The sequence below is a fragment of the Paracoccus benzoatiresistens genome, assembly GCF_026913015.1.
Classification (GTDB): domain Bacteria; phylum Pseudomonadota; class Alphaproteobacteria; order Rhodobacterales; family Rhodobacteraceae; genus Paracoccus; species Paracoccus benzoatiresistens.
The window spans coordinates 268067-288379 of record NZ_JAPTYD010000001.1 but is presented as its reverse complement, the minus strand read 5'-3'; the positions used below and the strand labels follow the sequence as shown (position 1 = coordinate 288379).

Here is a 20313-nt window from a genome sequence, read left to right as displayed (position 1 = left end):
ACTTTCCAAGATTCGATTGCTAGCCGTCAAGGGCTTCGCGCAACAAAAGGGCCGATCCTCGGCGGACCTGCGCAAGAATCGAAAAAGCCGGGATAGTGATTGGAGAAAATGATGACGGCGGCATATGACGATCGCGACGGCAAGATCTGGATGCATGGCAAGCTGGTCGAATGGCGCGACGCGAACGTGCATATCCTGACCCATGCCCTGCATTACGCCAGTTCGGTCTTCGAGGGCGAGCGCTGCTATGACGGCAAGATCTTCAAGGGCCACGAGCATTCCCTGCGGCTGATCGAATCGGCCCGGCTTCTGGACATGGAATCGCCCTATACCGCCGAAGAGATCGATGCCGCCAAGGAGGCCGTGCTGCAGGCCAACGGCTTCACCAACGCCTATGTCCGCGCGGTGATGTGGCGGGGTTCGGGGCCGGACATGGGCGTGTCGGCGGCGCGCAACCCGGTGCGCATGGCCGTCGCCGCCTGGGAATGGGGCAGCTATTACGGCGACGCCAAGTGGCAGGGCGCAAAGCTGGACGTGGCCAAGTGGAAGCGCCCCTCGCCCGACACGATCCCGACCGCCGCCAAGGCCGCCGGTCTCTACATGATCTGCACCATGTCCAAGCACGCGGCCGAGGCGAAGGGCTGTTCGGATGCGCTGTTCATGGACTGGGAAGGCTATGTGGCCGAGGCGACCGGCGCCAACATCTTCTTCATCAAGGACGGCGAGGTCCACACGCCCCTCGCCGACCGCTTCCTGAACGGCATCACCCGCCAGACGATCATCCAGATGCTGAAGGACAACGGCACGGCGGTCCACGAACGCCGCATCCGCCCCGAGGAGCTGGAGGACTTCCAGGAATGCTTCCTGACCGGCACCGCGGCCGAGGTCACCCCGGTCGGGCAGATCGGCGACTGGCACTTCCAGGTGGGCCAGATGACCCGGAAGGTGGCCGAGGATTACGAGCGGCTGGTGCGAGCCTGATCACTGCCAGGGGCCGCCGCAAGACGGCCCCTCCCCGGCATTGTCCCCGGCAGGCATCGGCATTGCCCTGCCGGCTTGCAATCCGGCCTGCCGATTGCATCAAGCCGCAATTCCGTGCCGATCCTGATCCCCATGCCCATCTGGGTGGCGGCGGCCTTGCGCCAGCCGCCGCGGCTGCCGTCCTTCCTGACCTTGCCGGAATGGCCCTGCGCTTTTTTGCGGCCGGGGCCTTGCTGCGCAGCCATCCGGCAAGGGCCTATGGAGTGGACGCCAACATGTGCTTTCTGCCTGCGGCCGCGGCGGAAACCGCCGCGCACGGCATTCACACACCTCCTCTGAAGGGCATGGCGATGATCTTTGCCGCCGCAGTCCGGCGGATTGCGCTGGCATGAAAAGGCCGCCCTTTCAGGACGGCCACCCTTTGCCCGGTCCTTCCTAGCTCGTGTGCCCGCGCTCGATCCGTGCGTATTCCACGGCCTTGCGGTTCTCCTCGCTGCGCGTCTGCGGGCGGGTGCGCAGCGCCTCGATTGCCGGATGGGTGCCCGCTTCCCGCTCCTGGCGGGTGAATTCGCGCAGCCGGCTTGCGCCCTTCTCCTCGGGCTTGTCGCTGATCGGCTTGGTCATCTTGGCCTCCTGACAAAGGTAGGAAGCCCTGTATAGGGCCGAATCGGCCCGGATCAAAACCTTCAGGCGGCCTTGATGCCTTGGGCGGCGGACAGGACGGCGTGCAGCGCCACCGGGTCGTCATTGGCGCGCAGCTTGGTGCGCAGGTCGGTGTCCCGCAGGGTCCGGGACACGAGCGCCAGCGCCTTCAGGTGATCGACGCCGCTCGATTCAGGCGCCAGCAAGCCAAAGACCAGATCGACGGGCTGGCGGTCCACGGCGTCGAAGTCGAGCGGCTTGTCCAGCCGCACGAAAAGGCCCACCACGCGGTCCAGCCCATGCAGCCGCGCATGCGGCAGGGCGACGCCCTGGCCCACGCCGGTCGGCCCCAGGCTTTCGCGTTCCTGCAGCGCATCCAGAACCTCGGTGGCGGTCAGGCCGTATTCGGCATGGGCCAGATCGGCCAGTTCCTGAAACAGGCGCTTTTTCGAGGTAACCTGCCCCAGGGAACGCACGGCGCCCGGTTTGAGGATTTCGGTCAACTGCATGGCTCGCGTCTTTCCAATGCTCAAGCGCCCCCGCGCAGGATGCCGGGGGCGGTTCGGTTCGTCGGTCAGGCGTCCTGCCGGGCGGCGTCAGCCGTTCCCGCGCGGGTCGATCCATCCCACATTGCCGTCTTCGCGGCGATGGACGACATTGACGCCCCCGTGCTTTTCGTTCCGAAACACAAGCAGCGGCGTTCCGGCAAGTTCCATCTGCATGACCGCGTCGCCAACCGACAGGGTGGGCACGCGGGTCTCCATCTCGGCGATGATGATGGGTTGCAGGCCGCTGTCCTGCGCTTCCCATTCATCCTCGTCAGCGGCCAGCACATACATGCCGGCCTGACCGAATTCAACCGGCTCGGACCTGTCCTTGTGGTGATCCTTCAGGCGGCGCTTGTAGCGGCGAAGCTGCTTGTCCATCTTTTCGCGGCAGGCTTCGAAGGCCGCATAGATCTCGGTGGCGTTGCCACGGGCGGTGACGTTCAGCCCGGTGGACAGATGAACCACCGCATCGCACAAGAACTGATGGGCATCCTTCGAGAAGGTGACCGTGGCATCTGTCGGGCGCTGCGAATACTTGCTGATCGTTTCGCCCAATGCCGTTTCGACATGCGTGCTGAGCGCATCGCCGATGTCGATCTGTTTCCCGCTGATGGTATAGTGCATCGTCTTTCCTCTCGCTTGCCCGGTCTTGGTCCTGCATGCGCCAGCCCTTCCGAGGCAGCCGACGCACGGCGGTAACCGGAAACGTCAGGGTGCCACATTGCTGAACACACAAAAATCAATTTGGTGACAGCCCTTCAGTTCTGTCAACCGGTGCACACGTTCGCGTGAGGTGATTTCCGGGTGGGCGGCCCGCGTCAGGTCAGGCGGAAGCCTTCGCCCAGATAGACTTCCCGGACCTTGGGATCGGCGACGATCTCGGCGGTGCTGCCCGACATCAGGACATGGCCGTCGTGCAGGATATAGGCGCGGTCCACGATGCCCAGGGTTTCGCGCACGTTGTGGTCGGTGATCAGCACGCCGATGCCGCGCGACTTCAGGTCATGGACCAGCCCGCGGATCTCGCCCACCGCGATCGGATCGACACCCGCAAAGGGTTCGTCCAGAAGCAGGAAGCTGGGGTCCGAGGCCAGGCAGCGCGCGATCTCGGTCCGGCGGCGCTCGCCCCCAGACAAGGCCAGGGCGGGCGCGCCGCGCAGATGGCCGATGGAAAAGTCGCCCAGAAGCTCCTCCAACCGGTCGCGACGGTGGCGGGGGTCCTCGTGGACGACCTCAAGGACCGCCATGATGTTCTGTTCGACGGTCAGGCCGCGAAAGATCGACATTTCCTGCGGCAGATAGCCGATGCCCATCCGGGCGCGGCGGAACATCGGCAAGCAGGTGGCGTCCTGGCCGTCGATCAGCACCTGCCCCGCATCGGGCGGCACAAGGCCCGCGATGCAGTAGAAGCAGGTGGTCTTGCCCGACCCGTTCGGACCCAGCAGCGCCACGACCTCTCCGCGCGCCAGATCGACCGAGACGTCCCGGATCACCGGACGGTTGCGATAGGATTTGCGCAAGCCCCGGACCTTCAGCCCGTCGCCTGTCCGCGCCGCCGCACCCCGCATCAGTTGTTGCCCGGCTGCAGGACGGACCGGACCCGGCCCTCGACCTGCGCGGTGCCCGATTCCAGGTTCACCAGCATCTTGTCGCCGGTCAGCACGTTCTGCCCCTGGGTCAGCACCACGTCGCCGGTCAGCGTGACATTGCCGGATTCGACGTCATAGGTGGCCGCCCGCGCCTCGGCCGCGTCGGGACCCGAGACCAGCGTCACGTTGCCCTTGGCATCCAGCGACTTGATGCGGCTCTGCCCGCCCTCGGCATAGATCACCGTCACCGTGTCGGCGGACAGGCGCATCTCGCCCTGGCCGATCACCACGTTGCCGGTAAAGACCGCGCTGCCATCGGCCTGGTTGACGGACAGGTTGTCCGCCGCGACCTCGACGGGGGCGGATACATCCGCGCGCATCCCCCCGAAGGTCGTGGTCTGCGCGACAGCCGGCGGGGCGGCAAGTATCAGGGCTGTCAGCAAGGGGCGCAGCATCGTGTTGTCCTCTGGTGGGTCAGGGCTGGTATATCAGACGGACATCGCCCGAGAAATTCAAGATCGAAGCACCCTCGCCCTTGCCGGGCGCAAGCTCCATCCGCCGCGCCGAAAGCGTGCCGAAGGGCGCCTCGGCCTCCACGCCCTCATGGGCCGCGATGCGGGACCGGTCGGTCGCGGCCTCGACGCTTTGGGCATCCAGCGTCCATCCGGTCGAGGTCGTCATCCGCACCCCGCCATCCAGCCAGATCGCGCCCCCCGCAAGCCCGCCCTGCGGCGCGGTCACATCCGCGCGCAAGCCGTCGGGGCGCTGCCAGTCCAGCCGCAGATCCTGCGCGCGGCCGCTGTCCTCATCCGGGGCGGCCTCGGTCGCCCGCAGGGTCAGCCGGGCGCCGTCGTCGGTGACGCCCGCATATTCGGGCGCCACGATGCGCGGGTCCCGGGCCATCGCCTCGGCATCCACATCGGCATAGGGGATCCGCGATTCGGTGTCGCCCCCGCGTGAGAACAGGAACAGCGTGGACAGCATCATCAGGGCCAGAAGCGGCAGCAGCACGCGCAGCCAGCGAACAACGCGAGTGCGGTTCATGGGCGGGTCCGCTTCATCGGTCAGGCAATCCCGGCGCGAAGGCAGTCGTGGATATGCAGGATACCCTGCGGCATCCCGTCCGCCACGGCGAACAGGCAGGTGATCTTGCGGTCCTGCATCTGCGCCAGCGCCGACTCGGCCAGGGCCTCGGGCGCAATCACGCGCGGGCCGGGCGTCATCACCTCGGACGCGCGGCGGTCCAGAAGCCCGTCCATGTGCCGCCGCAAATCGCCGTCGGTGATGATGCCCGTCAGATGTCCCAAGGCGTCAATGACGCCGGTGACGCCGTAACCCTTCTGGCTGATCACCAGCAGCGCGTCGGTCATCGGCGTGTCCTCGGATACCAGGGGCATGTCGCGGTGCATCAGATCGCCCACCTTCGCCAGCCGCGCGCCCAGCTTGCCGCCGGGGTGGAAGGTGCGGAAATGTTCGGGCGTGAACTGCCGGTGTTCCATCAGCGCGACGGCCAGCGCATCGCCAAGCGCCAGCGTCATGGTGGTGGATGTCGTGGGCACGATGCCGTTGCCGCAAGCCTCGGGCGCGGCGGGCAGGACCAGCGCGACATCCGCCTGCCGCAGCAGCGTGGAGTCGGGCCGAGAGGCGACGCCCACCAGCGGAATCCCGAAGCGCCTTGTATGGGCGATCAGGTCGGCCAGTTCGGGCGTCTCGCCGCTGTTGGAGAGCACCAGCGCCACGTCGGCCCGCGTCACCATGCCCAGGTCGCCATGGCTTGCCTCGGCAGGATGGACGAACTGCGCGGGCGTCCCGGTCGAGGCGAGCGTAGCCGCGATCTTGCGCCCGACATGGCCCGACTTGCCCATGCCCGACACGATCACCCGGCCCCGGGCCTGCAGGATCAGATCGACCGCCCTGCCGAAATCGCCGTTCAGCCCCTCGGCCAGCACGGCAAGCCCCTGCGCCTCGGTCAGGATCACGCGCCGCGCCGTCTCAAGATAATCCGTCAAACCGCCTGCCTTCATCTTGGTGCGAATATCCCCCGGGGCCGTCGATCGTGCCGCCGCCGGTCCGGGGACCGGCGGGCAACGGGGCAGACGGCCCCGGCCCTGCCCATCTAGTGCCGGAAGATGTCGTTTTCATCCCCCCAGCCCAGCAGATCCAGATGGGCGCGGGCGGGCAGGAAGTCGAAGCAGGCCTGCGCCAGCCCCATGCGGTTTTCGCGCCGCAGCCGGTCCTCCAGCGCTTCCTTGAGCTTGTGCAGGTGCAGCACGTCGGATGCGGCATATTCCAGTTGCGCGTCCGTCAGGTCCGCCGCGCCCCAGTCGCTGGTCTGCTGCTGCTTGCTGACATCGACGCCGACCAACTCGTTCAGCAGGTATTTCAGCCCGTGCCGGTCGGTATAGGTCCTGACCAGCTTCGAGGCGATCTTGGTGCACCAGACCGGCGCGGTCACCACGCCAAAGGCGTTTTCCAGCGCGGCGATGTCGAAGCGGCCGAAATGGAACAGCTTCAGCACCTTGGGGTCGGTCAGCAACCGCGACAGGTTCGGCGCCTCGGTCTGGCCGCGCGCGATCTGGACCAGATGCGCATCGCCATCGCCGCTGGAAAGCTGCACCAGGCACAGCCGGTCCCGGCGCGGGTCAAGGCCCATCGTCTCGGTGTCAATGGCCACGACCGGGCCAAGGACCAGGTCGTCGGGCAGGTCGTTGGGGTAAAGATGTATGCTCATCGCGTCGTCCGTCCGGGCAAGGCTGTAATGGCGTCCCTCTCACCAGAAAGCGGCGCGGCATTCCAGTCTTATTCGCCTGAACGGCGCAGAACCGGCAAGACGGCCGGGGACGCAGGCCCCCGGCCAAGGGCGCGGTGTCAGGATGATTCCGCGGCTTGCAGCGCCTTCATGCAGGCGTCCTCGTCCCCTGCGGCAAGCGCGTCGCGCGCGGCCTTCATATGCGCGTCGCGGGCGGAATGACCCGCGGCGGCCCCGGTCGCCTGCTCTGCCGCGGTTGGCTGGCCTTCCTGCTGGGCCTGGGCATCGGCACCCGACATGGCGACGCCAGGCTGCTGGCCGCCCGCGCTTTCCATCGGCGTGTGAGACCCGTCCTTGGCGATGCCCTCGCCGCCTTCCGCCGCAGCGGTCCCGCTTGCGGCCATGTCCGTGCCCGAGGCGCCTGCCCCGGAGGCGTCAGTGCCCGAGGCGCTGTCGCCCCCTTCCAGCGGCGCCAGGGATCCGTCCTTGGAAATCCCTCCGCCCGCAGCGGCGCCGCCTTCGGTCATGCGCGCCAGTTCGGCGGCGCAGTCGGCCTGTGCGGAAACGGTCGTCAGGGCCAGCAACGCGGCCGCAATGGCCCCTGTGCAAATGGGCTTCATCTGTGATCCTCCCGGAACATAGGGTGCGCCCTCCCCTGGGACGCATTGCCTAAAACGCGCGCACTTTGCGCAATGTTCCCTTGCCGGGGCGGCCTTCAGCCAAAGTCCCGGGAAAGCCGTCCCCGGGCCTGGCGCAGGTTGCGGTTAACGGTCCACCAGCCCCCGCCAGGCCGCCATGAAGCCGCGCGCCTGCTGGCCGGTCGTCGCCGCCTCCTGGCCCGGCCTGTAAAGCGCCGATCCCAGCCCGAAGCCGTCGGCCCCCGCGCGCAGATAGGGCTCCATCGTGTCGGGGCTGATCCCGCCCACCGGCAGCAGCCGGGTTTCGCGGGGCAGCACCGCGCGCATCGCCTTCACGGCAGCCGGGGGGATCATCTCGGCCGGGAACAGCTTCAGGGCGCTCGCGCCTGCCTCTAGGGCGGCAAAGGCCTCGGTGACGGTGCCCACGCCGGGGCAATAGGAAAGGCCCCGGCGCCGCGCCTCGGCGGCGACGCGGGGGTCGAAGTTCGGGGCGATGATGATCCGGCCCCCGGCATCCGCCACCGCGCCGACCTGATCCGGGGTCAGGACGGTGCCCGCGCCGATGATGGCGTCGGGGGCTGCGGCGACCATCCGGGCGATGCTGTCCAGCGGCTCGGGCGAATTCAGCGGCACCTCGATGATCGTGAAGCCCGCGCCGGTCAGGGCCTTGGCGGTGTCTGCAGCCTCCTCAGGGCGCAAGCCGCGCAGGATCGCAATCAGCGGATTGGCGGAAAAGGCGGTGTCGAAGTCGGTCATGCAAGTCCCCTCATCCGGGCGATTTCCCAAAGCCCCCGCTGCGCCATGCCCGGTGGCGCGATCTGCGCGGCCATGCCCAGCACCTCGAAGGCCGACTGATAGCGCGCGGCCAGATCGCCGCGCCCGATGATCGTGACGGAACCGCCCGCGTTGCGCGCGCCTTGCGCGACCTCGTCCCCGATCAGCAGGCCCGAGAGGTAGTCCGCGATCTGGTCGGGGGCCAGCCGGTCCATCAGGGCCAGCGTCCGGGCCGAGAAGATGCGCCCCAGCAGCGCGCCCCCCTGCCGTCCGGACTCGACACCCCGGCGGAAGGCGTCCTCGCTGCCCGGCCCCGGCTGCATCAGGCGGCCCAGGATGGTGTGGTCCCGCAGCGCCCCGAAGACCTCGCCCGTCATCACGGTGCGGAAGGCCACCAGTTTGCCGCCTTGGGCCCTTGCCCATTTGCTGTGGGTGCCGGGCAGGACGAACAACCCGCCTGTGCCCCCGCCCGCCAGATGGCCGATGATCTCGGTTTCCTCGCCGCGCATCACGTCGGGGGCAGGGCCGTCGGGGTCGCTGACCGCGCCAGTGACGAAATGCACGCCCTCGTGCAGGGTCAGGCTGCCGGCCAGGGCGGCTGCGTCCAGCGGCAGGGGCAGGTAGGGCGTCTCGACCCAGCCATTGCGGCTGGTGATCATGCCCGAGGCGATGACCGGGGCGGTGCCAAGGTAGCCGCCGATGGTATCGGTCAACGCCTGCCGGAACCCGCCCGCCAAGGCACCAGCGGCCAGGATGCCGGGGCCATCGCTGACGGTTTCCAGAACCTCGCCGCCCTGCCCCATGCGCCAGGCCCGGAACGAGGTCGTGCCCCAGTCAATGCCGATCAGCGCCGTCATCGGGAAAACCTGTAGGCGGCGTGGTGGCGATAGGTCTGGCCGGGGCGCAGGATCGCATCCGGGAAATCGGGCCGGTTCGGCGCGTCGGGCCAGCCCTGCGTTTCCAGCGCCACCCCGGCAAAGCGGTCATAGCGGCGGCCATCCAGCCCCGCCAACCCGTCGAAATGCACGCCGTCATAGACCTGCAATCCCGGTTGGTCTGTTTCGATTTCCATGCGGATGCCGGACCGGCCGGTCAGTTCGGCCACCACGCGCGGGGCGACGGGGCCGTCCGACAGGCAGAAGTTGTGGTCGTATTCCCCCGGCGCGATCGCGCGCGCCTGCCGGAAATCGAAGCGCGTGCCAGTCACCGGCGCGGTGCCCGGCAGCGGGATCAGGTCGTCATCGACCGGCAGGTATCGGTCGGCGGCGATCCGCAGGCGGTGGCCGCGCACATCCCCCCCGCCATCAAGGTTGAAGTAACCGTGATGCGCCAGATTGCAGGGCGTCGGCGCGTCGGTTTCGGCCTGGATGTCAAAGACCAGGGCACCATCGCGCAGGGCAATGTCGGCGCGGATGGTCATGGCGCCGGGAAAGCCCATCTCGCCATCCGGAAGCACCAGCGTCAGGGTGGCGCTGTTCTCGCGGGCCTCCTCTACCTGCCAGAGATGCCAGTTCGTCCCGCGCGATCCGCCATGCAGCGTGTGACGGCCGCGAAAGTTCGGGTCGGTGCGGTATTCCCGTCCGTCCAGGGTGAACCGCGCCCCCCCGATGCGGTTGGCGAACCGCCCCACGATGGCGCCCATGTAGAGCCCGTCGCCCCCGTAATCCGCCGGATCGGGACAGCCGAGGACCAGCGGATGATCCACCCCTTCCATCCGCAGGTCCTGCACGGTCGCGCCCAGCGTCAGGACCTGGGCCGTCAGCCCGCCCCCTTGCAGCGTCAGCCGGTCCACGCGCCGCCCGTCCGGCAGGGTCCAGTCCCTCACAGGATCACCCGGGGTTCGGGCAGGCCGGTCAGGCCGGTTTCCAGCCGGTAGGTCTTGCCTTGGGCGTCATCGGGATCCTCGATCCCGTCCAGCGCGGTCGTCACCAGCAGATCCGACAGGCCAGGCCCGCCAAAGGCAGGGCAGGAGGAATGCCGGCCGCCGACCATCCAATCGTGGGTCCGGTTGCCGTCCGCATCAAAGCGCATCACCGCCCCCTGTCCCCAGATAGCGCAGCAGAACCCGCCCTCCGCGTCGATCACCGCCCCATCGGGCGACCAGTCCTGCCCGGACAGATCCAGATAAACCTGCCGCTCGCCCACTGGCCAGCCGTCGCCGTCCAGCCCCTGCCGCCAGACGATGCTGCGGTCCGTGTCCGAATAATGCACCACCCGCCCATCCGGCGAAAAACAGATTGAGTTGGGGATGCTGATGGGGTCCACCAGCTTGCGGATCTCTCCACGATAAAAGCGATAAAGCGCGCCCAGGCCGGGCTCGCCCTGTCTGCCCATGGTGCCGAACCAGAAGCCGCCCTGCCGGTCCGCGCGGCCGTCGTTGGATCGCGTGGCGGGGTTGTCGGCCTCGACCCTTGCCACTTCGGACAGCGAGCCATCAACCAGCGACAGGATCGCCAGCCCCGTCTCGGTCGCGACCAGCAGCCGGTCGCGGTCGATCCAGCCCGCGGCCGAGACGATGCGGTCGAAACCCCATTCCAGCGGCCGGCCATCCCCGTCCTGCGACAGAAGCCGCTGTCCCAGGATGTCGAACCAGAAGAACTGCTGGCGCTCGGGGTGCCAGAAGGCGCCCTCGCCCAGTTGGCATTGGCGGTTGTCGTGGATCATCATGCCTCTCTTGCAAGTCGCATCTGCGACAATTTCAGCAACCCTTTTTGCAGAAGGATGAAAACCAGCAAAAGGATCCCGATGACGATCTTGGTCCACCAGGAGGACAGGCTGCCGTCAAAGACGATGTAGGTCTGGATCAGCCCCATGGTCAGCACGCCCACGAAGGTGCCGAACATGTAGCCTGCGCCCCCGGTCAGCAGCGTGCCGCCGATCACCACGGCGGCGATGGCGGTCAGTTCCGTGCCGACGGTCGCCAGCGAATAGCCAGACCCGGTGTAGATCGAGAACACGATCCCCGCCAAACCGGCCATGGCGCCGGAAAAGCCATAAACCAGCACCGTCGTGCGCCCCTGCCGGGCGCCCATCAGCCGGGCCGTCGCCTCGCCCCCGCCAAGGGCATAGACGGATGCGCCGAAGCGGGTCTTGTGGGCGATGATCATGCCCCCAACGAAGGTCAGGACCATCAGCACGCCGATCAGCGTCAGCCGCCCCTTGCCGGGCATCAGCCAATAGGCCTTCTGCAAGGTGTCGTAGAAGGGGTGCTGGATCGGGACGGAATCGATCGACAGGATATAGGCCGCGCCCCGTGCCAGGAACATGCCCGCCAGCGTGACGATGAAGGCGGGCATCGCCAGCCGGTCTATCAGAAAGCCCATGCCCGCGCCGAAGGCGGTGGTCAGTGCCAGCAGCATGGCGAAGACCAGCAGCGGATGCAGCGAGGTGTCGCGCAACAGGATCGCGATGAAGACGCCGGAAAAGGCGATGACCGACCCCACCGACAGGTCGATGCCGCCCGACAGGATCACCAGCGTCATGCCGACCGCGACAATGCCCAGATAGGCGTTGTCGGTCAGCAGGTTGCCGACGACGCGCGTGGACAGGATGTTCGGGAATTGCAGCCAGAAGACCAGATAGGCCAGCAGGAAGATCCCGATGGTGACGTAAAGGGGCAGCGCGCGGGTGTTCATGCCTGCCTCCGCTGCGTGGCTTCGCGGCTTGCGCGGTGGCTGTCGCGCCACAGCCGCCATTCGGCGCTGATGCGCGGCGATTGCAGGACCAGGATCACCAGCACCAGCCCGGCCTTGATGATCAGGTTGTATTCCGACGGAAAGCCGATCAGGCGGATGCCGATGCTGATGGTGGTAATGATCAGCGCCCCGATCACCGATGCGGCGATGGAGAAACGCCCGCCCAGCAGCGAATTGCCCCCGATCACCACGGCCAGGATCGCGTCCAGCTCCAGCCACAGCCCGGCGTTGTTGGCGTCCGCCCCGCGAATGTCGGCGGTGACGATCAGCCCGGCCAGAGCGGCGCACAATCCGGATGCCACATAGACCGCGATCAGCAGCACGGTGGCGTTGACGCCGGCCAGCGCGCTGGCGCGGCGGTTGATGCCGATGGCCTCGACCAGAAGGCCAAGCGCGGTGCGGCGCATCAGAAGCGCCGTGGCGATGGCGGTGGCGATCCAGATCCAGGTGGGCACCGGCAGGCCCAGCACCACCCCCGAACCGATCCAGCCGAAGCCGGGATCGGTGAAGGTCAGGATCCGCCCCTCGGTGATCAGTTGCGCGACGCCCCGGCCCATGGTCATCAGGATCAGCGTGGCGACAAAGGGCTGGATGCCGACAATGGCGACCAGCGTGCCGTTCCACAGCCCCGCCAGGGCGCCCGCGCCAAGCGCAAGGACCAGCGCGGCGGGCAGCCCCCAGCCGGCGGCGACAGTGGATGCCGCGACCGCGCCACAGATCGCCATGATCGTGCCGACCGACAGGTCGATGCCGCGCGTGGCGATGACCAGCGTCATGCCGACCGCCAGCAGGGCCACGGGCGCCGCGCGCTTCAGCACGTCGATGACCGGCCCGACCAGCCGCCCGTCGTTCATCTGGACGTCGAGAAAGGCCGGATACAGGGCCGTCACCACGGCGACCAGGGCGGCCAGGGCGATCAGCTGGGGGGCAAGGCGCTTGAGCATCTCCATCACGCGGCGCTTCCGGTGGCGGCGATGGCCTGCATGATGCGGTGGGGCGCGATCTCCTCGCCCGTCAGTTCCGCGACATGGCGGCGGTCGCGCAGCACGATCACCCGGTCGGACACGGCGATCAGTTCGTCGATTTCGGAACTGATGACCAGCAGCGACATGCCCGTTTCGGTCAACTGGTGGATCAGCCGGACGATCTCGGCATGCGCGCCCACGTCGATGCCGCGCGTGGGTTCGTCCAGGATCAGGAAGCGCGGGTTCATCGCCAGCCAGCGGGCCAGCACCACCTTCTGCTGGTTGCCGCCGGACAGCTCGCCGATGCGCTTTTCCCGGCCCGAGGTGCGGATGTCCAGCCGCCCGATATAGTCGTCGGCCAGCCGGTTCTGTTCCGCGCGCGGAATGGGCCGCGCCCAGCCGGCCTTGGCCTGCAGGCCCAGGATGATGTTCTCGCGGATCGACAGGTCGGCGATGATGCCGTCGGTCTTGCGCTCCTCGGGGACGAAGCCGAAGCCTGCCGCGATGGCCGCGCGGGGGCTGCGCAGGTCCAGCGGACCCTTCCGGTCGCGCGCCTCGCCGGAATGGGCATTGCGCAGGCCGAACAGCAGTTCCGCGCTTTCGGTGCGGCCCGACCCCAACAGGCCGGCGAGGCCCACGACCTCTCCCTGTCCCACGGCCAGGTCGAAAGGCTCGACGGTGCCGCGCCGGCCCATGCCCCGAAACTCCAGCATCGGCGGGCGCGATCCCCGGGCCACCGGCTGGTGGCTGGTGGCGGCCTCCAGCTCGCGGCCCAGCATGTGCTCGATCAGGCGGACGCGGTCCAGGCTGGCGGTCTCGGTGGTCACGATCTTGCGGCCGTTCCTCAGCACCGTCACCCGGTCAGTCAGATCGAAGACCTGGTCCAGGAAATGCGACACGAAGACGATGCCGAGGCCGCGTTCCCGCAGGCCCCGCACCACGTCGAAGACCATGCGCACCTCGGCCGCGTCCAGCGATGCGGTCGGCTCGTCCAGGATCAGCACCTTGCCCGACAGGGCGACCGCGCGGGCGATCGCGATGATCTGCTGGATGGCCACGGAACAGGTGCAAAGGTCGCGGTCCACGTCCAGATCCAGCCCGTATTCGGCCAGTGTCGCGCGGGCCTGCGCGCGCATGGCGCGGGTCTGGATCAGGCCCCACCGGCGCGGTTCGCGCCCGAACATCAGGTTCTGCGCGACGGTCAGGTTCGGCAGCAGGTTCACCTCCTGATAGACCGTGCCGATGCCAAGGTCCTGCGCCTCGACCGTGGAATGGGGGTCGATAGGGGCGCCATCAAGGGTCATGGTGCCGCCGTCGCGGCGATAGGCGCCGGTCAGGCACTTGATCAGCGTGGACTTGCCCGCGCCGTTTTCGCCCAGAAGCGCATGGACTTCGCCGGCACGCAGGTCGAAATCGACGCTGTCCAGCGCGCGCGTGCCCGGAAATGTCTTGGTCAGCGACCGGATGGACAGCAGCATGACGCCTTCCCCTTGGTCATGGATGCCGGGCCGCGCGGCGGCGGCCCGGCAAGGGCGATCAATAGCCCAAGCCCTTGCGGCGCTCGTATTCGCCCGCCGGATCGTCGGCCTGCGTGTAAAGCTTGGATTCCGTCTGGATGAACTTCGGCGGCATCGTGCCGTCCTTCCAGTATGCCGCCAGCGCATCGAAGGCGGGTCCGGCCATGTTGGGCGTCAGTTCCACCGTGGCATTCGCCTCTCCGTCCGCCATGGCCTTGAAGATGTCCGGCACGGCGTCGATGGAGACGACCAGGATGTCGCTGCCAGGCTTCAGCCCGGCCTCCTTGATGGCCTGGATGGCGCCCACGGCCATGTCGTCGTTATGGGCGTAAAGCGCGCAGATGTCCTTGCCGCCGTTTTCCGCCTGGAGGAAGCTTTCCATCACTTCCTTGCCCAGGGCGCGGGTGAAATCGCCGGTCTGGCTGCGCACAATGGTCAGGTTCGGGTGATCCTTGATGGCGTTCTCGAAGCCGGTCTTGCGGTCGATGGCGGGGCTCGATCCGGTCGTGCCCTGCAATTCGACGATGCGGCATTCCTTGTCGCCGACCTCCTTGGCCAGCCATTCGCCCGCGACCTCGCCCTCATGGACCAGGTTCGACCCCACGGCGGTCAGGTACAGGTCTTCGCTGCTGTCCACCTGCCGGTCCAGCAGGACGACCGGGATCTCGGCCTCTTTCGCTTCCTGCAGCACCGAATCCCAGCCGGTTGCCACGACCGGGGCCAGCAGGATGGCGTCCACGCCCTGGGCGACGAAGGATCGGATCGCGGCGATCTGGTTCTCCTGCTTCTGCTGCGCGTCCGAGAATTGCAGCTGGATGCCGCGTTCCTCGGCCTGCTGCTTGGTCAGCGTGGTTTCCGCCGCGCGCCAGCCGGACTCGGATCCGATCTGCGAAAAGCCGACGGTCTCGCCCTCGGCAAGCGCGCCTCCGGCAGTGACGGCCAGAAGCGCGGCAGTGCCGAGCAGGGTCTTGATGGTCATGGTGTCCTCCCTCGTGAAAAACGCGCCGGTCCTCCACCGGCAGTTTGCTGCGGGGCTTCAGAAGCCCCGCAAATCCTCGGGCAACAGCGCCTCGGGAATGTTCTGGTAGCTGACCGGGCGCAGGAAGCGGCGGATCGCCATGGTTCCCACGCTGGTCGCGCCGAAATTCGTGGATGCCGGATAAGGGCCGCCATGGACCATGGCGTCGGCCACCTCGACGCCGGTGGGCCAGCCGTTGGCCAGGATCCGGCCCGCCTTCTGTTCCAGCACCGGCATCAAGCGCCGCGCCAGTTCCATGTCGCCGTCGTCCAGATGCAGCGTGGCGGTCAACTGGCCCTCCATCGCCTCGGCCACGTCCAGCATCTGATCCTCGCTCGAGACGGTGACGATCAGGCCCAGCGGGCCGAACACCTCCTCAGCCAGGCTGTGGTCGCGCAGGAACTCATCGGCCGTGGTCTTGTAGACCGAGGGAAGCGCATTGCGGCCCTCGCTGACGCCCTCGAAGATCGGGGTGGCGATGCCCGCCGCGCGGGTGGCGCCCGCGCGATAGGCCTCGGCGATGCCGTCGGTCAGCATGACCTGCGGCGCGACCTTGGCCAGCATGTCGCCCGCGGTCTTGGCAAAGGCATCGGCAAGGACCCCCTTGGGCATCACGACCAGGCCCGGATTGGTGCAGAACTGGCCCGCCCCCATGGTCAGGCTGCCCGCCCAGCCTTCGGCGATCCTGGCTCCGCGCGCCGCAAGCGCCTGCGGCAGGACGAAGCCGGGGTTGATGCTGCCAAGCTCGCCAAAGAAGGGGATCGGCTCGGGCCGCGCGGCGCAAAGGTCGAACAGCGCCCGCCCCCCGCGCAGGCTGCCCGTGAAGCCCACCGCCTTGATCAGCGGATGCTGGACCAAGGCCGCGCCGACCGCATGGCTGTCGCCATGGATGAAGCCGAAGACGCCCGCGGGCATTCCGGTGTCCCGGATCGCGGCATGGATCGCCTCGGCCACGATCTCTCCGGTGCCGGGATGGGCGGGGTGGCCCTTGACGACGACCGGGCAACCCGCCGCCAGCGCCGAGGCCGTGTCACCCCCGGCGGTCGAGAAGGCGAGGGGGAAGTTCGACGCGCCGAAGACCGCGACCGGGCCGATGGGCCGCTGCATCAGCCGCAGGTTGGGGCGCGGCAGGGGCTGGCGGTCGGGCAGCGCGACATCAACGCGGCGGTCCAGGTAATCGCCCTTGCGGATATGGTCGGCGAACAGCCGCAACTGGCCGGTGGTGCGGCCGCGCTCGCCCTGCAGCCGCGCCTCGGGCAGGCCGGTTTCCGCCGTGCCGATGGTAGTGATCGCCTCGGCCCGCGCCTCGATCTGGTCGGCGATGGCCTCCAGGAAGCGGGCGCGGTCCTCGCGGCTGGTGGCGGCATAGGCCGCAAAGGCGTCCTCGGCGGCTTCGCAGGCGCGGTTGACCAGATCCACGGTCCCGGCGCTGAACTCATGCGGCGTGCCATGGGCGGGGGCGGATCGGAACGTCCCTTCGCCTGCCAGCCATTCGCCTGCGATCAGATGTTTGCCATGGGGGGTGAAGGTCATTGCTTTGTCCTCAGAATTGGAAGTCCGCGACGGTGTTGCGCCGCCCGAGGGTGAAGGCATCGGCCACAAGCACCATGGGCGCAAGGTCCGTTTCCGATTGCCCGCCGCGGACAAGCTCGGCCATGCGGGCATAGAGCGCCGGGTATTCGCCCATGATGTCGTCGGCGCCCTGGACGTGGCGGCCGTCGATTTCCAGCCGGTTGCCGCCCATGCGCAGCGCCATCGGGCCGGCGTCGGTCTGGAATTCCATGTCCCAGGTCTGCGGGCCTTCCTGGCGGAAGTCGAAATCGGCGCTGATCCGCTGGCTGAACTGCAGCCGCGCGGCAATCGGCGCCTGGCGGTTCGCCGGAAAATCCAGGTCCGCGGACAGAAGGCGCAAGGGTTCTGGCAGGAGTTCGGTCAGAATCGACAGGGCATTGATGCCCGGATCGAAGACGCCCATGCCGCCGGCCTCGAAGATCCAGTCCTGGCCGGGATGCCATTTGCGCACGTCCTCGCGCCAGGTGATGCGGCCTTCATGGATGGTCTTGCCGGCCAGCCAGTCGCGCGCGGCACCCACCGCCATCGCCATGCGCGAATGCCAGGTGGCATAGATCGTGACGCCCTGCCGTTCCGCCAGGTCCGCCAGCGCATGAACTTCGGCCAGGGTCGCACCGGGGGGCTTTTCCAGCATCAGGTGCCGGCCCGCGCGCAGCACGGCTTCGGCGGCGGCGTAACGCGGCACCGGCGGCAGGCAAAGGCTGACCGTGCCAATATCGGGCCGCGCGTCCAGCATGGCGTTGATGTCGGTGAAGGGCTCGACGCCTTCCACCGCGCCGTGGCGGCTGACGGTCGCGGCCAGTTCCCAGTCCGGGCTGGCTTCCAGCGCAGGCACATGCTGGTCAAGCGCGATCTTCCCGATGCCGGCTAACGCGATCTTCATCAATGGCTGTCCCTTCCGACGGCATTGCCCCGGCAGCCCTTCAGGAAGTCCAGGTCGGCGCCGGTATCCGCCCCTTCCACATGCGCCTGGTGCAGCCAGGCATAGCCACTGGCCGGAACCTCGTGCGTGGGGCGCCATTCGGCCAGGCGCAGGGCCAGTTCCGCCTCGGGGATGTCCAGGTGCAGGCGGCGGTTCGGCACGTCCAGTTCGATCATGTCGCCGTCGCGGACCACGGCCAGCGGCCCGCCTGCCGCCGCTTCGGGGCTGGTATGCAGGACCACCGTGCCATAGGCGGTGCCCGACATGCGCGCGTCGGAAATCCGCACCATGTCGGTGATGCCCTTGCGCAGGACCTTGGGCGGCAGGCCCATGTTGCCCACCTCGGCCATGCCGGGATAGCCCTTGGGGCCGCAGTTCTTCATCACCATCACGCAGGTCTCGTCGATATCCAGCGCCTCGTCGTTGATGCGCGCCTTGTAGTCATCGATATCGTCGAACACGACCGCGCGGCCGCGATGAACCAGCAGGTGCGGGCTGGCGGCCGAGGGCTTCAGCACTGCCCCCTTGGGGGCAAGGTTGCCGCGCAGCACCGCGATGCCGCCCTGGGCCATCAGCGGGCGGTCGGCGGGCAGGATCACGTCCTCGTTCCAGTTGACGACATCCTTGACCTCGCCCCAGATCGTGCTGCCGCTGACGGTCAGCGCGTCCTTGTGCAGCAACCCGGCCTCGCCCAGGCGTTTCAGCACCACGGGCAGGCCGCCTGCATAGAAGAACTCCTCCATCAGGTATTGCCCCGACGGCATCAGGTTCACGATGGTCGCCACGTCGCGGCCGCAGCGGTCCCAGTCATCCAGCGTGACATCGACGCCCACCCGGCCCGCGATGGCCAGCAGGTGGATGACGGCGTTGGTGGACCCGCCGATGGCGCCATTGGTGCGGATGGCGTTCTCAAACGCAGCCCGTGTCATGATGTCGCTTGGCTTCAGGTCGTCCTTGACCATCTGCACGATCCGGCGGCCCGACAGTTGCGCCATCACCCGGCGGCGGCTGTCGACAGCCGGGATCGCGGCATTACCCGACAGCGCCATGCCAAGCGCCTCGGCCATCGATGCCATGGTTGAGGCCGTGCCCATGGTGTTGCAGGTGCCCGAGGACCGGGACATGCTGGCCTCGGCCTCCAGGAATTCCTCCTGCGTCATCTCGCCGGCCTTCACGGCTTCCGAGAACTTCCACAAATGCGTGCCGGACCCGACACGCTCGCCCCGGAAATAGCCGTTCAGCATCGGCCCGCCGGTCACGACGATGGACGGGATGTCGCAGGACGCGGCCCCCATCAGCAGGGACGGCGTGGTCTTGTCGCAGCCGACCAGCAGCACCGCGCCGTCCATCGGCTGGCCGCGGATGGTTTCCTCGACCGCAAGTGCCGCGAGGTTGCGGAACATCATCGCGGTCGGGCGGAAGGTGTTTTCCGATGCGGAAAAGACCGGCACCTCGACGGGGAAACCGCCCGCCTCCCAGACGCCCGCCTTCACCTTTTCGGCCAATTCGCGCAGATGGCCGTTGCAGGGCGTCAGGTCGGCCCAGGTGTTCAGGATGCCGATCACCGGGCGGCCGTCGAACAGGTCGTGGGGCCAGCCCTGGTTCTTCATCCAGCCGCGATGATAGATCGTGTCGCGCGAGGTGCCGCCATACCAGTGCTGGGAACGAAGCTGGCGCGGCCAAGGGGCGGGTTTGAACGTCATGATAGCCTCAGAGAGTGGCAACGGCGACAGGGGCTTCGCCGTTTTGCTGCTGGTCCAGCGGGTTCGAGAGCGGAAGCCCGAAGGCAGGCGATTCGATCTGGAAGACATCGCCGCCACGCGCCTTGATGCCGTCGGCAAAGGACAGGGTGGCGGTGCCGAAGAAATGCACATGCACATCGCCCGGCTGGCGGAACAGCGCGTATTTGAAGTGGTGGTGTTCCAGGTTCGCCAGCGAATGCGACATGTTGGATTCGCCCGACAGGAAGGGCTTTTCCCAGATCACCCGGCCATTGCGCAGGATGCGGCTGGTGCCCTCGACATGATCGGGCAGGTTGCCCACCAGCATCTCGGGGCCATAGCTCGCCGGCCGCAGCTTGGAATGGGCAAGCCACAGATAGTTGCCGCGCTCGGTCACGTGATCGGAAAACTCGTTGGCCAGGGCAAAGCCCAGGCGGAAGGGCGTGCCGTCCGGACCGATCAGGTAAAGGCCCGCGACCTCGGGCTCCTCGCCCGCGTCCAGCGCGAAGCCGGGCGAAACCAGCGCCGCGCCGGGGGCGACCGCATTGACGCCGTTGCCCTTGTAGAACCATTCGGGCTGCACGCCGACAGCATGGCCCTGGGGCTTGCCGCCTTCCAGGCCCATGCGGAACATCTTCATGCTGTCGGTCAGCGCCTCGGCGTCCGCCTTGGCGTGCATAGAATTGCGCGTGGCCGCGCTGCCCAGATGGGTCAGGCCGGTGCCGGTCAGATGCAGATGCGCCGGGTCGTCGTGATCCAGCGGCAGCAGCACCCGGCCCTCGGCCAGGGCGGCGGCCAGATCGACGGGTTCGCCCTGCCCGCGCGCCGTGACCTCGGCCTCCAGCCCATGTCCGGCAGCGATGGCCGCCAGCGCCAGATCGCGGGTGGACCCCGCACCGGGCACGATCCAGGCCTTGTCATCGACCCGTGCGGCGACAACCCGGTCGCCGCCGGGGCTTTTCAGTTGCGACAGAAACATGGC

23 protein-coding genes are annotated in these 20313 nt (G+C 67.9%); 2 read left to right on the top strand and 21 right to left on the bottom strand.

From position 1 onward, the window contains the following. Positions 1-111: 111 nt before the first annotated feature. Positions 112-981, top strand: a complete 870-nt coding sequence (locus OU682_RS01455) for a branched-chain amino acid aminotransferase (protein ID WP_268940276.1) — start codon at positions 112-114, stop codon at positions 979-981. A 62-nt stretch (positions 982-1043) separates the two neighbouring features. Then, the gene (locus OU682_RS01450; protein ID WP_268940275.1) at positions 1044-1373 is read left to right on the top strand and encodes a hypothetical protein; all 330 of its coding nucleotides are present in this window, start codon (positions 1044-1046) and stop codon (positions 1371-1373) included. Between the two features lie 43 nt (positions 1374-1416). Here the strand turns inward: OU682_RS01450 and OU682_RS01445 are convergent, their stop codons facing one another. The 21 genes from OU682_RS01445 to araD1 all read right to left on the bottom strand — a co-directional run bounded on the left by OU682_RS01445 (position 1417) and on the right by araD1 (position 20310). Beyond that, a complete protein-coding gene (locus OU682_RS01445; RefSeq protein ID WP_268940274.1) occupies positions 1417-1605 on the bottom strand; it encodes a hypothetical protein in 189 nt (62 codons plus the stop codon). A 62-nt stretch (positions 1606-1667) separates the two neighbouring features. Further along, a complete protein-coding gene (locus OU682_RS01440) occupies positions 1668-2132 on the bottom strand; it encodes a PTS sugar transporter subunit IIA (RefSeq protein WP_268940273.1) in 465 nt (154 codons plus the stop codon). An 87-nt stretch (positions 2133-2219) separates the two neighbouring features. Beyond that, a complete protein-coding gene (gene hpf, locus OU682_RS01435) occupies positions 2220-2795 on the bottom strand; it encodes a ribosome hibernation-promoting factor, HPF/YfiA family (RefSeq protein WP_268940272.1) in 576 nt (191 codons plus the stop codon). 194 nt (positions 2796-2989) lie between these two features. Further along, the gene (gene lptB / locus OU682_RS01430) at positions 2990-3739 is read right to left on the bottom strand and encodes an LPS export ABC transporter ATP-binding protein (protein WP_268940271.1); all 750 of its coding nucleotides are present in this window, start codon (positions 3737-3739) and stop codon (positions 2990-2992) included. Then, positions 3739-4215: a lipopolysaccharide transport periplasmic protein LptA gene (gene lptA / locus OU682_RS01425; RefSeq protein WP_268940270.1), complete on the bottom strand. Its 477-nt coding sequence runs from the start codon at positions 4213-4215 to the stop codon at positions 3739-3741. Before lptA ends, lptB begins: the two co-directional genes overlap by 1 nt. Before the next feature lie 19 nt (positions 4216-4234). Next, positions 4235-4804, bottom strand: coding sequence for a hypothetical protein (locus OU682_RS01420; protein WP_268940269.1), 570 nt, complete (start codon positions 4802-4804; stop codon positions 4235-4237). 20 nt (positions 4805-4824) lie between these two features. Next, positions 4825-5784, bottom strand: coding sequence for a KpsF/GutQ family sugar-phosphate isomerase (locus OU682_RS01415; protein ID WP_371832186.1), 960 nt, complete (start codon positions 5782-5784; stop codon positions 4825-4827). Between the two features lie 92 nt (positions 5785-5876). After that, complete coding sequence (locus OU682_RS01410) at positions 5877-6491, bottom strand: ribonuclease D (protein WP_268940267.1); 615 nt, start codon at positions 6489-6491, stop codon at positions 5877-5879. Positions 6492-6628: 137 nt separating this feature from the next. Continuing rightward, on the bottom strand, positions 6629-7129 hold the full coding sequence (locus tag OU682_RS01405) for a hypothetical protein (RefSeq protein ID WP_268940266.1): 501 nt from the start codon (positions 7127-7129) through the stop codon (positions 6629-6631). A gap of 144 nt (positions 7130-7273) precedes the next feature. Then, positions 7274-7903 carry a 2-dehydro-3-deoxy-6-phosphogalactonate aldolase gene (locus OU682_RS01400; protein ID WP_268940265.1) on the bottom strand — a complete coding sequence of 210 codons (630 nt, stop codon included), beginning with the start codon at positions 7901-7903 and terminating at the stop codon, positions 7274-7276. Further along, positions 7900-8778 (bottom strand): 2-dehydro-3-deoxygalactonokinase, encoded by an 879-nt coding sequence (locus tag OU682_RS01395; RefSeq protein ID WP_268940264.1) that lies wholly within the window; start codon positions 8776-8778, stop codon positions 7900-7902. The genes OU682_RS01400 and OU682_RS01395 overlap by 4 nt, the downstream gene beginning before the upstream one ends. Beyond that, positions 8775-9746, bottom strand: a complete 972-nt coding sequence (locus OU682_RS01390; RefSeq protein WP_268940263.1) for an aldose epimerase family protein — start codon at positions 9744-9746, stop codon at positions 8775-8777. The genes OU682_RS01395 and OU682_RS01390 overlap by 4 nt, the downstream gene beginning before the upstream one ends. After that, the gene (locus tag OU682_RS01385) at positions 9743-10585 is read right to left on the bottom strand and encodes an SMP-30/gluconolactonase/LRE family protein (protein ID WP_268940262.1); all 843 of its coding nucleotides are present in this window, start codon (positions 10583-10585) and stop codon (positions 9743-9745) included. The genes OU682_RS01390 and OU682_RS01385 overlap by 4 nt, the downstream gene beginning before the upstream one ends. Further along, positions 10585-11556 carry a galactofuranose ABC transporter, permease protein YjfF gene (gene yjfF, locus OU682_RS01380; RefSeq protein WP_268940261.1) on the bottom strand — a complete coding sequence of 324 codons (972 nt, stop codon included), beginning with the start codon at positions 11554-11556 and terminating at the stop codon, positions 10585-10587. The genes OU682_RS01385 and yjfF overlap by 1 nt, the downstream gene beginning before the upstream one ends. Continuing rightward, a complete protein-coding gene (locus tag OU682_RS01375; RefSeq protein WP_268940387.1) occupies positions 11553-12566 on the bottom strand; it encodes an ABC transporter permease in 1014 nt (337 codons plus the stop codon). Before OU682_RS01375 ends, yjfF begins: the two co-directional genes overlap by 4 nt. Further along, entirely contained in the window at positions 12566-14059 is a 1494-nt protein-coding gene (locus OU682_RS01370; RefSeq protein ID WP_268940260.1) for a sugar ABC transporter ATP-binding protein, read from the bottom strand. The genes OU682_RS01375 and OU682_RS01370 overlap by 1 nt, the downstream gene beginning before the upstream one ends. Before the next feature lie 58 nt (positions 14060-14117). Next, positions 14118-15077: a galactofuranose ABC transporter, galactofuranose-binding protein YtfQ gene (ytfQ, locus tag OU682_RS01365; RefSeq protein ID WP_268940259.1), complete on the bottom strand. Its 960-nt coding sequence runs from the start codon at positions 15075-15077 to the stop codon at positions 14118-14120. A 57-nt stretch (positions 15078-15134) separates the two neighbouring features. Then, positions 15135-16649, bottom strand: coding sequence for an aldehyde dehydrogenase (NADP(+)) (locus OU682_RS01360; protein WP_268940258.1), 1515 nt, complete (start codon positions 16647-16649; stop codon positions 15135-15137). Between the two features lie 10 nt (positions 16650-16659). Continuing rightward, a complete protein-coding gene (locus OU682_RS01355; RefSeq protein ID WP_268940257.1) occupies positions 16660-17571 on the bottom strand; it encodes a Gfo/Idh/MocA family protein in 912 nt (303 codons plus the stop codon). Beyond that, on the bottom strand, positions 17571-19313 hold the full coding sequence (gene araD / locus OU682_RS01350; protein WP_268940256.1) for an L-arabinonate dehydratase: 1743 nt from the start codon (positions 19311-19313) through the stop codon (positions 17571-17573). The genes OU682_RS01355 and araD overlap by 1 nt, the downstream gene beginning before the upstream one ends. Before the next feature lie 7 nt (positions 19314-19320). After that, the gene (gene araD1 / locus OU682_RS01345; protein WP_268940255.1) at positions 19321-20310 is read right to left on the bottom strand and encodes an AraD1 family protein; all 990 of its coding nucleotides are present in this window, start codon (positions 20308-20310) and stop codon (positions 19321-19323) included. Between the last annotated feature and the right edge of the window lie 3 nt (positions 20311-20313).